At 68.5% G+C, this 12,822-nt stretch carries 14 protein-coding genes; 7 read left to right on the top strand and 7 right to left on the bottom strand.

Annotated elements, in window-relative coordinates; genetic code table 11:
• Position 1 precedes the first annotated feature (1 nt).
• The 5 genes from NDI76_RS05330 (at position 2) to NDI76_RS05310 (ending at position 2,916) form a co-directional block, all read left to right on the top strand.
• A complete protein-coding gene (locus tag NDI76_RS05330; protein WP_310922971.1) occupies positions 2 to 808 on the top strand; it encodes a cytochrome b in 807 nt (268 codons plus the stop codon).
• Positions 809 to 818: 10 nt separating this feature from the next.
• Positions 819 to 1,586, top strand: coding sequence for a cytochrome b family protein (locus NDI76_RS05325; RefSeq protein ID WP_310922970.1), 768 nt, complete (start codon positions 819 to 821; stop codon positions 1,584 to 1,586).
• Between the two features lie 80 nt (positions 1,587 to 1,666).
• Positions 1,667 to 2,089, top strand: a complete 423-nt coding sequence (locus tag NDI76_RS05320; protein WP_425498326.1) for a DUF7315 family membrane protein — start codon at positions 1,667 to 1,669, stop codon at positions 2,087 to 2,089.
• The gene (locus NDI76_RS05315; protein ID WP_310922969.1) at positions 2,082 to 2,354 is read left to right on the top strand and encodes a DUF7314 family protein; all 273 of its coding nucleotides are present in this window, start codon (positions 2,082 to 2,084) and stop codon (positions 2,352 to 2,354) included. The genes NDI76_RS05320 and NDI76_RS05315 overlap by 8 nt, the downstream gene beginning before the upstream one ends.
• Positions 2,355 to 2,466: 112 nt before the next feature.
• Positions 2,467 to 2,916, top strand: a complete 450-nt coding sequence (locus NDI76_RS05310; RefSeq protein ID WP_310922968.1) for a DUF7313 family protein — start codon at positions 2,467 to 2,469, stop codon at positions 2,914 to 2,916.
• Positions 2,917 to 3,017: 101 nt separating this feature from the next.
• Here the strand turns inward: NDI76_RS05310 and NDI76_RS05305 are convergent, their stop codons facing one another.
• Together NDI76_RS05305 and NDI76_RS05300 are read right to left on the bottom strand one after the other, a co-directional pair.
• Positions 3,018 to 3,815: an NAD(+)/NADH kinase gene (locus tag NDI76_RS05305; RefSeq protein WP_310922967.1), complete on the bottom strand. Its 798-nt coding sequence runs from the start codon at positions 3,813 to 3,815 to the stop codon at positions 3,018 to 3,020.
• 105 nt (positions 3,816 to 3,920) lie between these two features.
• Positions 3,921 to 5,228 (bottom strand): M28 family peptidase, encoded by a 1,308-nt coding sequence (locus NDI76_RS05300; protein WP_310922966.1) that lies wholly within the window; start codon positions 5,226 to 5,228, stop codon positions 3,921 to 3,923.
• A 178-nt stretch (positions 5,229 to 5,406) separates the two neighbouring features.
• Here NDI76_RS05300 and NDI76_RS05295 point away from each other — a divergent pair, with 178 nt between their 5' ends.
• Together NDI76_RS05295 and NDI76_RS05290 are read left to right on the top strand one after the other, a co-directional pair.
• On the top strand, positions 5,407 to 6,576 hold the full coding sequence (locus tag NDI76_RS05295) for a thiolase domain-containing protein (protein WP_310922965.1): 1,170 nt from the start codon (positions 5,407 to 5,409) through the stop codon (positions 6,574 to 6,576).
• A complete protein-coding gene (locus NDI76_RS05290; RefSeq protein ID WP_310922964.1) occupies positions 6,573 to 6,947 on the top strand; it encodes a Zn-ribbon domain-containing OB-fold protein in 375 nt (124 codons plus the stop codon). Before NDI76_RS05295 ends, NDI76_RS05290 begins: the two co-directional genes overlap by 4 nt.
• 61 nt (positions 6,948 to 7,008) lie before the next feature.
• Here NDI76_RS05290 and NDI76_RS05285 read toward each other — a convergent pair whose 3' ends face one another.
• From NDI76_RS05285 to NDI76_RS05265, 5 genes are all read right to left on the bottom strand, one after another.
• Positions 7,009 to 7,932, bottom strand: coding sequence for an alpha/beta fold hydrolase (locus NDI76_RS05285; RefSeq protein ID WP_310922963.1), 924 nt, complete (start codon positions 7,930 to 7,932; stop codon positions 7,009 to 7,011).
• A 45-nt stretch (positions 7,933 to 7,977) separates the two neighbouring features.
• Complete coding sequence (gene meaB / locus NDI76_RS05280) at positions 7,978 to 9,138, bottom strand: methylmalonyl Co-A mutase-associated GTPase MeaB (RefSeq protein WP_310922962.1); 1,161 nt, start codon at positions 9,136 to 9,138, stop codon at positions 7,978 to 7,980.
• On the bottom strand, positions 9,138 to 9,569 hold the full coding sequence (locus tag NDI76_RS05275; RefSeq protein ID WP_310922961.1) for a cobalamin B12-binding domain-containing protein: 432 nt from the start codon (positions 9,567 to 9,569) through the stop codon (positions 9,138 to 9,140). Before NDI76_RS05275 ends, meaB begins: the two co-directional genes overlap by 1 nt.
• Positions 9,570 to 9,611: 42 nt before the next feature.
• Positions 9,612 to 10,823, bottom strand: a complete 1,212-nt coding sequence (locus tag NDI76_RS05270; protein ID WP_310922960.1) for a GAF domain-containing protein — start codon at positions 10,821 to 10,823, stop codon at positions 9,612 to 9,614.
• Between the two features lie 85 nt (positions 10,824 to 10,908).
• Positions 10,909 to 12,714, bottom strand: a complete 1,806-nt coding sequence (locus tag NDI76_RS05265) for a S9 family peptidase (protein WP_310922959.1) — start codon at positions 12,712 to 12,714, stop codon at positions 10,909 to 10,911.
• Positions 12,715 to 12,822: the final 108 nt, after the last annotated feature.

The following is a 12,822-nucleotide window of genomic DNA, read 5'->3' as shown; positions in this document are numbered from 1 at the left end:
AATGAGTTTAGAACGCAAAGACGACTATGACCACAAGGGCTGGATGAAGGAGAAGGACCTCACTCCGGTGGAGTCCACGTTCCTCACGACGCTCATCTGGCTCGACAAGCGGTTCCGCATCGTCGACTACCTGGAGCTGATGGAGACCCTCTACTACCGGGTCAACCTCCAGATGCCGAAGAGTCACACCGAACAGTACAACCTCGACAATAAGTTCTGGTACTGGTACCCGCTGTACACGCTCGGGTTGTTCTCGACACTCGCGTACGTCATCGCCGCCATCAGCGGCGCACTGCTCGGCTTCTACTACTCGCCGTCGGCCGCGGCGGGGACGGAGGCCGCCGGGAGCGTCGCCTACGAGAGCATCGCGTTCATCATGCGCGACCTGCAGTTCGGCTTCATGCTGCGTTCCATCCACCGGTGGTCCGCGCAGGTGATGGTCGCCGCCGTGTTCCTCCACATGCTCCGCGTGTACTTCACCGGCGCCTACAAGGAACCCCGCGAACTCAACTGGCTGCTCGGCATCATCCTCATCAGTCTGACGATGGTGTTCGGGTACACCGGCTACCTGCTCCCGTGGGACCAACTGGCCTACTGGGCGGGACAGATCGGCGTCGAGATGTCGCTGTCCATCCCGCTCATCGGCGAGTGGGTCGCGCAACTGCTGTTCGGCGGGTTCTCGCTGAGCCAGTCGACGCTGCAACGGATGTACATCATACACGTCTTCCTGTTGCCGTTCGTCGTGACCACGCTCATCGCCATCCACATCGGCATCGTGTGGGTCCAGGGCATCGCGGAGCCGCACTGATATCAGACCAATGACCGAAAACGAACCCAACACAGACGACGACGTGCGATCGGACGGAAGTGGCATCGTCGCGCCGGACGACGAGACGCCGACGTGGCGCGAGCGCAAGGAGCGGAAGGTGGGTCTCTCGCGACTCACGTACGAGTACTTCGAGCGCTCCCGGCGCGAAGACCAAGACATGCGCCAAGCGTCGGACTACGTCGAACGCGACGTCCTCGCGTTCCCGACGTGGCCCCACGAGGTCATCCGAAACCTCGCGATAGCCAGCTTCTTCACCGGGATGGTGCTGTTCCTCTCGGCAACGCTGCCGATGCACATCGGCCCGCCGGCGAACCCGAGTTCCACCCCCGCCATCATCCTGCCCGACTGGTATCTCTACTGGTCGTTCGGCCTGTTGAAGCTCGGTCCGCTCAACCCCGAGCTATCCATCCTCGGCGGGACGAAACTGACGGCCGACCGGACGTACGGCGTGCTCGCCAACGGCGTCGTCGTCGGCTTCATCGCGATGGTACCGTTCCTCAACAAGGGGAGCGCGCGCAGACCGGTCGAGCAGCCGTTCTGGGCCGCCGTCGGCATCGCCGGCGTCGTCTTCGCGTTCACCATCAGCATCCTGGCGGTCAAGAACCTCTTCCCGGGGAACGTCGACCTGCTGTTCGACCTGACGTTCCTCGCGCCCATCGTCGCCGGCCTCGTGACGTACGCGGTGCTGAAGACGATGCGCGAGGGGTACATGTACGACCTCAACAAGCGCTACTACCGGCTCCGACCGCCGAAGTAGTCCGAAGTAGCCCGTCCGACTGCCCCGCGGTTTCGCCGAATCGCGAAAGGCCCTTTTTCTCTCCGCCCGAACGTTCGTCGATGACCGACGGAGACGGGACGAGCGTCGACGCCGCGCCGACCCCGAGCGACGGGGACGAACGCGGGGACGGGAGCGGAAGCGGGAACCGCCGCGGCCGACGGGACGTGGTCGTCCCGATGCGTCTGTACAAGACGGTGACCGTGTTCTCGACGCTCATCGCCGTCGGAAGCGTCGTCGTCGGCTTCATGTTCCTCGACGCGGCGACGCTGAACGTGAGCTTTCTCGGCGCCATCGTGACGGGAGCGCTGGGCGTCGTCGGCGTCTCGGTGGCCGACGGCGTGATGAGCACGGTGCTGGCCGTCGTCGGACTCGCCGGTATCGGCTTCGGCGCCGGAGTGTACACCCTCGGGACGCGCTTCCGGGCCCAAGGAATGGGAAAGTCTCAAGAGGACTCCGACGAACCCTCAGATAACAATGGCTGACGAGTTCATCAAGGGACTCGGTATCTTCACCGCCGCGGGCCTCGGATGGATGGTGCTGGCCGGGTGGTACCGAACGAGCAGTTTCGAGAGCAGCAAACAGCTCATCGAACCCGCCTCCGGCGGGGGGACGCTGTTCGACGCGATGGGCATCGCGCTGATGGACGCGTTACTCTACTTCGCGCTCCTCGGCGCGCTGACGTTCTGGGTGCTCATCCCCGCCGGGCGGCAGGCGCGTTCGGCCGTCCGCGACCGGCGCTCGCAGTAACCCCCTTTTCTCCTCAGCCTCTCGGTCGGACAGTCCGCGGACGCCGCGAGCGACGGCCCGCGGGCGCGCCGGATTGGAAAAACTCTAATGAGTCGTACACGGAGAGTGGGGTATGCAACCGCTACAGTTCCTCGTCCCACTCGATGGCATCGACGCCATCGAACCGGCGCTCAAGTACGCCATCGTGGTGCTGGTCCTCGCCAACATGGTGACGCGGATACTCGCGCACCGCTCGCACGTCAAGCAGGCCGACGAGGACGACGGCGACGAGACGCTCTCGCGGTTCCTCCCGCACACCGTGACGACGCTGCTCCTCGTGTTCGCGTCGTTCCTGTTCCTCCTCATCGACCCGCACCCGGGAACGGTGCTGTCGGTGCTCGTGCTCGGTCTGTTCCTCACCGACTTCTTCGAGTTCGAGTCGCGCCGCGTCGAGGCGCGCTCGAAGGCGCTCGAACTCGAACGCCCGAAAGCGGCGCTCGGGGCGTCCGTCCTCGTGCTTCTGTACGCGGCGTACCAGAGTCTCTTCTTCGTCATCGCCCCCGTCTGGAACGCCGTCATCTGAGGCGCGACGGCTCCGCTCCCGGCGGGCTTCTTCTCGTACGACGCAACGACAGGGTCTCGTGACCGGCGGGTTCGCCGCGGCGGGCGGACGCCGGCGGCGCGCTACGAGTCGTCGAGACGGAGGAACGGCAGGTGTCCGTTCACGGCGAGTTCGACGGGGGCGTGCGGCGGAACCGGTCGACGCTCCTCGGCGTCGACGATGAGCGAGACGGACGCCTCGTCGCGTTCGACCGAGAGAGCGACCGGGAGGCGGAACACCCACGAATCCGGAAGCGTCGTGTACGGAGCGATGGGGACGGCGACGACACCCGTGTCGGGCGCGAGCGTCGGACCGCCGGCCGCGCGCGCGTAGCCGGTGCTGCCGAGGGGTGTGGCGACGACCACGCCGTCCGCGCGGAAAGAGTCGACGCGCTCTCGGGGCGTCGAGATGGCGTACTCGGAGATGCGCGCCGGGGCGTCGGTCATGAGCGTCACGTCGGCGAGCGCGGTGCCCGCCGCCTCGCCGTCGACGGCGACGGAGAGGGCGGGGTGCGAGACCACGCGCGTCTCCGCCGAGCGGAGCCGTCGAACCGCCTCGCCGACGCGGTCCGCGGGGACCGACCGGTGGCCGACGGCGCAGTCGACCGGGAGAATCGGCGTCGACACGTCCACGGCGGCCAGCGAGAGGAGGGCGTCCTCGCCGACGGCGAAGAGGGCGTCCGCATCCGCGTCCGCGTTCGCTCGCTCGGCCGGATCGCTCGGGTCGGCGCCTCCGGACCGGTCGTACGCGTCCCGTCCCGCCTCGCCCCGCGCGTCGCGACGGACGACGCCGCCGGCGGCCGCCACGGCGTCCGCCACCGCGTCGGCGTCGGCGTCTCCGTCGCCGCCGCGGACGACCACGACGGGCGCGTCGCGGGTCACGCTCCGGCCTCCGGCGCGCCTCTTCGAGACATCGTGTTCGGGTACAGTCGGCGCGGTAAAAGACCCGACGGTTCGGCCCTCTCGCTGTCTCCGAAGAGGTCGCGGTCAGTACGGCCAGTCGCCCGTAATCCGCATTCCCGCCGCGAGGTCCTCGTCTTCGAGTCGGTCCGCCATCTCCGAGGCCTCCTTGTGCGGTATCTCGGTCCCTTCGTCGGCCAGGTCGACGACGAGGTCCGCCAACAGAATCGCCTGCTCGCGGAGGTTGCGCACCTCCAGTTTGTCGAGGGTGTCTGCGAACGTGTGGCCCCACCCGCGGCCGCGACCCTCCGTCTCGCAGGAGACCATGTAACCCGGCACGCCCCACCGGGTGAACGGCCAGTGGTCGCTGTGCGGAACGAGTTCGGGGTTCGTCGACACCGGGTGGTCGAACCGGTCGCCGACCGCCTCGGCGGTCGATTCGAGTTCCTCGAAGCCGTGGTAGTCGAACTTCAGCGTCCGGCCGAAGACGACGCCGTCGTGGTTGACGACGGCCCTGACGTTCGCCCTGTCCTCGCCCAACCGCTCGGATTCGTGGGTCGACCCGACGAGTCCGACCTCCTCGGCGCCGAAGACGACGAAGCGGACGCGCGTGTCGAGTTCGTCCTCCCGGTCGACGAGGACGCGCGCGAGTTCGGCCGCCATCGCGGTGCCGGACCCGTTGTCCCACGCCCCCTCGGCGATGTCGTGCGCGTCGAGGTGGCCGGTGACGAGCACCTCTTCGTCGGTGTCGGGGCCGAGTTCGGCGTGGACGTTGCCGCTCTCGGCGTCCGGCGTCTCGCAGTCGACCTCAACCGTCAGTTCCTCGCCCTCGAAACGCCGGACGAGGCGGGCGCCCACCTCCTTGCTGACGCCGACGGCGGGTATCTCTCCGACGGGCGCCTCCTCGGTGCCGACGCTCCCCGTCGGGGGGAGACAGCCCTCGACGTGGTTGGCGAAGACGAACGCCGCGGCGCCCGCCTCGACGGCGTGGTAGTACTTCTCGCGGCGGTGGATGAACCGCTCGTAGTGGTCGGGGACGGTCGAGGAGACCATCACCACCTTCCCGGAGAGGTCCGCCTCGAAGTCCTCCGGGAGGCCGTAGCCGAGGTCGACGAACTCGCCCGCCGCCGTCGCGGAGGGACTGCGCGGCAGGGCGATGCAGTCCTGCGTCGTCCCCTCGACGCGGACGGCGCTGTCGCCGCGCTCCCACCCCTGAATGTCGAACGTGTCGATTCGCGCGTCGCGCGCGCCGGCCGCCTCGAAGGCCTCGCGCGTCAGTTCCATCGCCTCGCGTTCGCCGGGCGACCCGGCCATCCGGTCGCCGACGTCCGCGAGCGATTCGAGGAGGTCCCAACCGAAGTCGCTGGTGAACGTCTCGCCGATCCAGGTTGTCATGTGCGCACGTCCACCGAGGAGAAACTAACCGTTTGGGTGTCCCGCGTCGACGGCCGGTTTCGGTTCTCTCGGGCGCGCCGCGAGGACGGCCACGGGTCGCTCCCGCGGTCCGAAGGCCCCTCGCAACGGGCCGCCGCGTCCGGCAGGTTCATAGGTCGTTTGTCACCTACGTTCGTGCATGAACGACGTTCGAATCGCCGGAGTCGGTCTCACGCCGTTCGGGCGGCAACCGGAGCGGACGGGACGGGACCTGTTCGCCGAGGCCGCGCTGGCGGCGCGCGAAGACGCCGGCGGCGTCGCCCGCGAGGCGTTCGAGGGACTTCACTACGGGAACTTCATGGGCGCCCTCGCGGAGCGACAGGGACACCAAGGACCGCTGATGGCCGAAGCCGCCGGCCTCGACTGCCCCGCGACGCGCCACGAGTCGGCGTGCGCCTCGGCCGGGGTGGCCGTCAGACACGCCGTGCAGGCCATCCGCGCGGGCGAGCACGACGTGCTCCTCGCGGGCGGGATGGAGCGCATGACGAACCTCCCGACGACCGAGGTGACAGAGTCGTTGGCCATCGCCGCCGACGAACTGTTCGAGGTGCGCGCCGGCATGACGTTCCCCGGCGCGTACGCCCTGATGGCCCGCGCGTACTTCGAGGAGTACGGCGGGTCGCGCGAGGATTTGGCCCATATCGCGGTGAAGAACCACGCCAACGCCGTGCCGAACGAGTTCGCGCAGTACCGACGGGAGGTGACGGTCGAGGAGTCGATGGACAGTCCGCCCGTGGCGACGCCCCTCCACCTGTTCGACGCCTGCCCCATCACCGACGGGGCGAGCGCCGTCGTCCTCGTCAGCGACGACTACGCCGAGGAGCACGGACTCGACGCTCCTATCAGAGTCGCCGGGAGCGGACAGGGCGGCGACAACCTCGCCCTGCAGGACCGCGAGGCGTTCTCGCGGACGCCCGCCGCGACAGACGCGGCCGAGGCGGCCTACGACGACGCCGGCGTCGGCCCCGACGACGTCGACGTCGCGGAGGTGCACGACTGCTTCACCATCGCCGAGGTACTGGCGCTGGAATCGCTCGGCCTGTTCGACCACGGCGAGGGAATCTCGGCCGCGCGCGAGGGGCGGACGACGCGCGACGGCGATTTGCCGGTGAACCTCTCGGGCGGCCTGAAGGCGAAGGGCCACCCCGTCGGCGCCACCGGCGGTGCGCAGGTGGTCGAGATGACGAAACTGCTCCGCGGCGACCACGTCAACAGCGACGCCCTCTCGGACCCGCGCCTCGGCGTCACGCACAACGCGGGCGGCACCGTCGCCAGCGCCGTCGTCCACGTGCTGGAGGTGGTCGAATGACCGACCACGGCTACGACGAGTGGGTCGAAGCCCTCGGCACCGACGACGCGTTCTACCTCGAATGCCCCGAGGGACACGGGTCGCTCCCGCCGCGGCGGACCTGCCCGCACTGCGGCGCGACGGAGTTGGCGGAGACGCCGCTGCCGGAGACGGGCGCCGTCGAGACGTACACCGAGGTCCACGTCGCCGGCCCGGACTTCGACGGGCAGACGCCGTACGTCACCGCGATAGCGTCGTTCGGCGACGTGCGACTCACGGGCGTCCTGCGCGACGCGTCGGGCGAGGACGTCGACGCGGGCCTCTCCGTGGGCGTCGAGACGGCGGAGAACCCCGACACGGGCGACGCGACGGTCGTGTTCCGGCCGCGGTAGGGGAACGGTAGCGGACGGAAGGCGGCGGACGGGGAGACGGGACGGAAGAAGTGAGAGGCGCCTACGCGTCGACGTTCATCTCCTCCCGAACGGTCGAGAGGAACTGCTCGGGGAACTCGACGTGCGGCAGGAGTTTCGCGTCGTCAAAGACGACGAGTTTGCAGTCGGCCGCCTCCGCGAGTTCGCGGCCGTCCTTCAGGGGAACGAGGTCGGACTCCCGGCCCCAGACGAGCGTCACCGGTACGTCCGTCTCCGCCAGCGCGGACGCGAAGTCCACCTCGGAGTTGAGGTAGCCGCTGATGAACGACGCCGGCGCGAACCGCGCGTTCTTCTGGTGGGCGGTGCGCCACTCGTAGTTCATCCACTCCTCGGAGACGCGCGAGGGGTCCGCGTAGCCGTGGTCGGCGTTGAAGTAGCGGATGGACGGCTTCGAGCCGAGGAGGTTGAAGACGGCCTCGCCGACGAGCGGTGTCCGAATCAGTTCGCGGAGCCACTGCATCGGGTCCGGGCCGCCGCGTTCGGTCGGACAGACGAGTATCATGCGCGAGACGTCGGGGTCGGCGCCGACGAGGTAGGCGGCGGTGAGCGAGGAGGCGACGACGGCGGGGTCGTCGTACTCCGAGACGAACTCGCCGACGAAGTCCTCGTACAGCGCCGCCGAGTAGCGCAGTTGCGGCCGGTCGGAGGTGCCGAATCCGGGCAGGTCGGGGGCGACGACGTGGTAGTCCTCCGCGAGTTCGTCGAACACCTCGCGGAACTCGCCGTTCGAGGCGGCGGCGTTGACGCCGTGCAGGAGGACCAGCGTCGGGTTCCCCTCGTCGCCCGCCTCGGCGTAGCGGACGTCGATGCCGCGCCAGCGGTAGGTGTGCTGTTCGCCCGACAGGGCCGGTTCGAGTGGCGGCGCGCGACGCGAGAGGACGGCGTTCGCGGCGGCGACGGCGCCGACGCCGGCGACGACTCCGCCGGCTATCGTTCGGAGTTTCATACGGGGAGAAAGAGGGCGACGATATTATAGCCTACTGGGAGATGCTCACTCCTCGCCGCGCCGCGCCTCGACGCACTCGCGGAGCGGTTCGAACACCTCGTCGGCGACGGCGTAGGGGTCCGTCTCGCGGGCGGCGACGGCCTCGGCCAGCGCCTCCGCGCCGCCGTGCCGGTCGAGTTCCTCCTTCAACAGCGCGTTCGCGTCGTTGCGGAGCAGTTGTCGAATCTCCTCGGCGTACCGGGTGCGGGCCTTCCGCTCGCGCATCCCCGACTCGGCGAGGTAGTCGGCGTGGGCGGCCAGCGTCTCCACCAGTTCCCCGACGCCGTCGCCGCTGGTCGCCACCGTCTCCACGACGGCGGGTTCCCAGTCGGGGGCGTCGTCGTTCTCTTCGGGTTTCGCCTCGGCCGCGCCGTCGTGCCCGTTCTCCCGTTCGTGTCCGTCGTGCGCGCTCTCCTGCGCCCCCTCGTGCCCGGAGACGCCTTCGGGGAGGCCCGAATCGACGCCGTGGTGCCCCGAGTCGAGCGTCGCGCCGGGGTTGTCCCGGAGGTGGATCATCTCCTCTAACTCGGCGACGGTGCGATTGACGCCGTCCATGTCGGCCTTGTTGACGACGAAGACGTCGCCGATTTCGAGGATGCCCGCCTTCAGCATCTGCACGTCGTCGCCGCTGCCGGGTTGGACGAGGACGGTGACGGTGTCGGCGGTGCGGACGACGTCCACCTCGTTCTGACCGGCGCCCACCGTCTCGACGATGACCTTGTCCTTGCCGAACGCGTCCAGCGCCTTCACCGCGTCCGAGGTGGCCGTCGAGAGGCCGCCGAGTTGCCCGCGGGCGCTCATCGACCGGAAGAACACGTCCATGTCGCCGACGTTTGAGGCCATTCGGATGCGGTCGCCGAGGACGGCCCCGCCGGTGTACGGCGAGGAGGGGTCGACGGCGATGACGCCGACGGTGAGGCCCTCCTCCCGGTAGGCTTTCGCCAGTTTGTCGACCAGGGTGGACTTGCCCGCGCCGGGACTCCCCGTGATTCCGATGACGTCCGCGCCGCCGGTGTGGGCGTGGAGGCGGGAGACCAACTCTCGGTAGCCCGGACTCCGATTCTCTATCTTCGTGATGGCCCGCGCGAGGGCGCGGTGCTTGCCGTCGAGGAGGTCCGAGACGAGGGCGTCGACGCGCGTCTCGCCGCGGTCTTCGGCGTGACTCATCAGTCGCGGCGGGGGGCGTTCTCCCGAACGAACTCGATGGTCTCTTTCATCGGCGTGCCGGGGCCGAACACCTCGGAGACGCCCATCTCTTTGAGTTTCGGGCGGTCCTCGTCCGGGACGATGCCGCCGACGAGGATGAGGGTGTCCTCGAACGCGTCGTACTCCTTTAGGCCGTCGATAATCTTGGGAACGAGGGTGTTGTGCGCCCCCGAGAGGATGGAGATGCCCAACACGTCGACGTCCTCTTGGACGGCCGCCTGCACGATTTCCTCCGGCGCGCGGTGCAGACCGGAGTAGACCACCTCGAACCCGGCGTCCCGGAAGGCGCGCGCGATGACGTGCGCCCCCCTGTCGTGGCCGTCCAGTCCGACCTTGGCGATGAGACAACGGACGGTTCGCTGTTGGTGACCGCGTTCGGCGTCGGCGCTCATGGCTCTCAGTTCGGCGGCGCGCCGTTTGACTCTAACGGACGTTTAGGACAGTTCGTAGCCGGCCGGCAGCCGCGGGCTGTCGTGGTTGTAGACGCCGTACGCCGACCCGGCGGGACCCGAACTCGGGACGGGGACGATGGTGAGTTCGAGCGTCTCTCGGTCGCCCGCGACCGTTTCGCGGTCGACCTCCGCCGCGACGCTGTCGCCCGACCAGAGGTGGTCGGCGAACAGTCGCCGCTCCGTTTCGTTGGCGAACGCCGCCTCGACGGAGGGGTTCGAGGGGTTCGGCCTCCGCTGGAACGTCTCCTCGTAGGCGCGGTTCACCTCACAGCGGACGCGGCCGTCCGGCGTCTCCTCTTCGACGTAGACGGCCGGCACGGGGAGGTTGTCGAAGAAGGCGTGGAGTCGGTCGCGTTCGGCCCTGAGCGCCGTCTCCCGGTCGAGTCGGGCGAGCGCCTCGGTCGTATAGCCCGCGAGGATTTCGAGGAACTCGGCGTCGTGTTCGTCGAAGGCGCGATGCGAGTCCGAGACGACCTGAATGATGCCGTACGACCCCAGCGGAACGCTCACCGTCGAGCGTCGGGACGCCGAGAAGAGGGCGTCCGCGTCGGCGGCGATGTCGCCGACGATTTGCGTTTCGCGCGTCCGATACGTCCGCCCGGCGATACCCTCGCTGACGTGACAGCTGTTTTGGTCCTCGGGGGGGAGCGTCGACGCGCGCGGGACGATGCGGTCGCCTTCGACCAGCGCGACCGTACAGAACGTGAACGCGAGCGCCTCGATGGCGGCGGCGAGCGTCTCCTCGCACACCTCCGAGACCGACTCGCAACCGGTGATGGCGCTGGCGTGCACGCTCAGCGCGGTCAGTTTCTGGTTCGCGTCGACGAGTTCGCTCTCGCGGCGGTCCTCCTCGACGACCGCGGCGACGCGCCGCGTGAACGACTCGATGCCGTTGGTCGAGCAGACGACCTCGTCGGCGCCCGGCACTCGCGTCTCGCCGTACACGACGACGGGAACGCCGTTGGCGGCGTTCACCAGCGACTCGACGAGGTCGTCGTCGTCGCAGAGCGAGACGGCGCAGTCGATGGTCGGTCCCAGTTCGTACACGTACTCGGTCGCCGTCCGGCCCTGTCTGACGATAATCTGCGCTCCGAGGGCCGCCCGAAACGACTCGACGAGCGCGGCATACTCGCTCTCGTCCGGTGAATCGGGCAACACCACTAACACACGCCCCCCGCGTTCCCGCCGCGACATCCTGTGGTGGTTGTTCACGTCGATACTAATACGTTTCTCTACCTGTAACAGCGAAAGAACGCGCGAAAGACCGAATACCGCCGGGTCAGACGTGTTCGTCCAGAAATCCGACGATGGCCTCGTACGCCTCGATTCGGTTCTCGCGTTTGGTAAATCCGTGTCCCTCGTCGGCGAAGATGAGTTCGCGGACGGGGACGTGTTCGCCCGCCTTCTCGACGACTTGGTGCGCCTCCCCGACGGGCACGCGCGGGTCGTTCTCACCGTGGAGGACGAACAGCGGGGCGCGGATGCGCTCGACGTTGTTGATGGGCGAGATGGATTCGAGGAACTCGCGGTCGTCCGCCAAGGAGCCGTACTCCGCTTCACGGAGTTCGCGACGCCAGTCGCCGGTGTTCTCGAGGAAGGTGACGAAGTTGGCGATGCCGACGATGTCGACGCCGGCGGCCCACAGGTCGGGGTACTCCGTCATCGCCGCGAGCACCATGAACCCGCCGTAGGAGCCACCCATGGCGACGATTCTGTCGGGGTCGACCGCCGGGTGGTCGTGGAGCCACTCGACGCCGGCCTCGATATCGGCGACGGAGTCCATCCGATTCTCCACGTCGTCGAGGTGGCCGTACGCCTTGCCGTAGCCCGCCGACCCGCGCACGTTCGGTTCGAAGACGGCGTAGCCGTTGGCGAGGAAGTACTGCTTGACGGCGTTGAACGAGGGCCGACGCTGGGACTCGGGGCCGCCGTGGATGTCGACGATGACCGGCGTCTCGCCGTCGCCGTGGTCCGTGCTCGGCAGCGAGAAGAACGCCGGAATCTCCCGGCCGTCGAACGTCGGGAAGCGGACGAGTTCGGGTTCGACGAACGTGTCGCGCGGGATGCCCGCGGTGGCCGCGTGCGTCCACTGCTCGGACTCGCCCGTCTTCGCGTCCACGACGTAGACGTTCGTCGTGTCGGAGCTTCTGGTCAGCGTGACGGCGAAGCGGTCGCCGTCGGGGGAGAAGGAGACGCCGCCGGCGACGCCGCGCGGCAGGTCCGGGACGGCGTGCTCGTCGATTCGGTCCCGTCCCGTCAGTTCGCCGACGGCGAGTTCGGTGTAGCCGTCGACGTTGGTCGAGTAGACGACACGCCGGGACTCCTGGTCGACGGCGACGCCCTCTATCTCCCACTCGTCGTCCTCGGCGACCAAGGAGAACTCGCCGGAGTCGACGTTCACGCGCCAGAGGTCGAGCGTGTCGCTCTCGCGGTCGGAGACGAGATACAGGTTCTCCCCGTCCGGTCCCCACGAGGCGCTCTGAAAGCGGACCGTCCCCTCGTGCGGCGTGAGGTGGGTCATCTCGCCCGTTCCGACGTCGAGCACTGATACGTCCTGGTCGAAGTTCGAGTACGCCTCCGAGACGATGAGCTTCGAGTCGTCCGGCGACCATCCGCCGACCGTCAGCCACCCGTCGCCCTCGCGGACGAGTTCGGCCGCGTCGCCCGTCTCCCCGCGGCCCTGCACGTAGACGTCGAACACGGACTCGTCCCTTCGATTCGAGGTGAACGCGAACCGCTGACCGTCGTTGCTCCACCCGCCCCAGCGGTGCTTGGCGTCGGGCGTGCCGGTGAGGTCGGTGACGCCGCCGCTGACGGGGTTGTAGCGGAGGAGTTGCTGACGTTCGTTGCCGCCCTCGTCCATCCCGAAGACGAGTTCGGGGTTCTCCGGCGACCACGAGGCGAACGTCACGCGCTCGTCGTAGAACGTCCGTTGTTCGGGCCACGCGCCGGGACCGTCGACGGTCCACACCTGCGGGACGCCGGTGGTGTCCATGAGAAAGGAGAGTCGTTCGCCGTCGGGGGCGAAGGAGACGCCGTAGGCGCTCCGAACGTTCAGGTATCGCTCGATGTCGTGGGTCGGCATGGACCGAGATTCCCCCGGCGGAACCGTAATGGTTCGTGTGACGGAAGAGACGGGAGATAGACTCCACTCGGCGGGTCGAGCATCCGCCCGTATCGACAGCCGGAAAAA

The sequence above is a fragment of the Halogeometricum sp. S1BR25-6 genome (genome assembly GCF_031624495.1).
Classification (GTDB): domain Archaea; phylum Halobacteriota; class Halobacteria; order Halobacteriales; family Haloferacaceae; genus Halogeometricum; species Halogeometricum salsisoli.
The sequence above is the reverse complement of the archived record's forward strand: the minus strand, read 5'-3'. Positions and strand labels throughout refer to the sequence as shown.

Coding starts and splice junctions, on each gene's coding strand:
- NDI76_RS05325 (WP_310922970.1), top strand. CDS start 819: ATGACCGAAAACGAACCCAACACAGACGACGACGTGCGATCGGACGGA.
- NDI76_RS05270 (WP_310922960.1), bottom strand. CDS start 10,823: ATGTCGCGGCGGGAACGCGGGGGGCGTGTGTTAGTGGTGTTGCCCGAT.
- NDI76_RS05315 (WP_310922969.1), top strand. CDS start 2,082: ATGGCTGACGAGTTCATCAAGGGACTCGGTATCTTCACCGCCGCGGGC.
- NDI76_RS05265 (WP_310922959.1), bottom strand. CDS start 12,714: ATGCCGACCCACGACATCGAGCGATACCTGAACGTTCGGAGCGCCTAC.
- NDI76_RS05290 (WP_310922964.1), top strand. CDS start 6,573: ATGACCGACCACGGCTACGACGAGTGGGTCGAAGCCCTCGGCACCGAC.
- NDI76_RS05285 (WP_310922963.1), bottom strand. CDS start 7,932: ATGAAACTCCGAACGATAGCCGGCGGAGTCGTCGCCGGCGTCGGCGCC.
- meaB (WP_310922962.1), bottom strand. CDS start 9,138: ATGAGTCACGCCGAAGACCGCGGCGAGACGCGCGTCGACGCCCTCGTC.
- NDI76_RS05310 (WP_310922968.1), top strand. CDS start 2,467: ATGCAACCGCTACAGTTCCTCGTCCCACTCGATGGCATCGACGCCATC.
- NDI76_RS05300 (WP_310922966.1), bottom strand. CDS start 5,228: ATGACAACCTGGATCGGCGAGACGTTCACCAGCGACTTCGGTTGGGAC.
- NDI76_RS05275 (WP_310922961.1), bottom strand. CDS start 9,569: ATGAGCGCCGACGCCGAACGCGGTCACCAACAGCGAACCGTCCGTTGT.
- NDI76_RS05320 (WP_425498326.1), top strand. CDS start 1,667: ATGACCGACGGAGACGGGACGAGCGTCGACGCCGCGCCGACCCCGAGC.
- NDI76_RS05295 (WP_310922965.1), top strand. CDS start 5,407: ATGAACGACGTTCGAATCGCCGGAGTCGGTCTCACGCCGTTCGGGCGG.
- NDI76_RS05330 (WP_310922971.1), top strand. CDS start 2: ATGAGTTTAGAACGCAAAGACGACTATGACCACAAGGGCTGGATGAAG.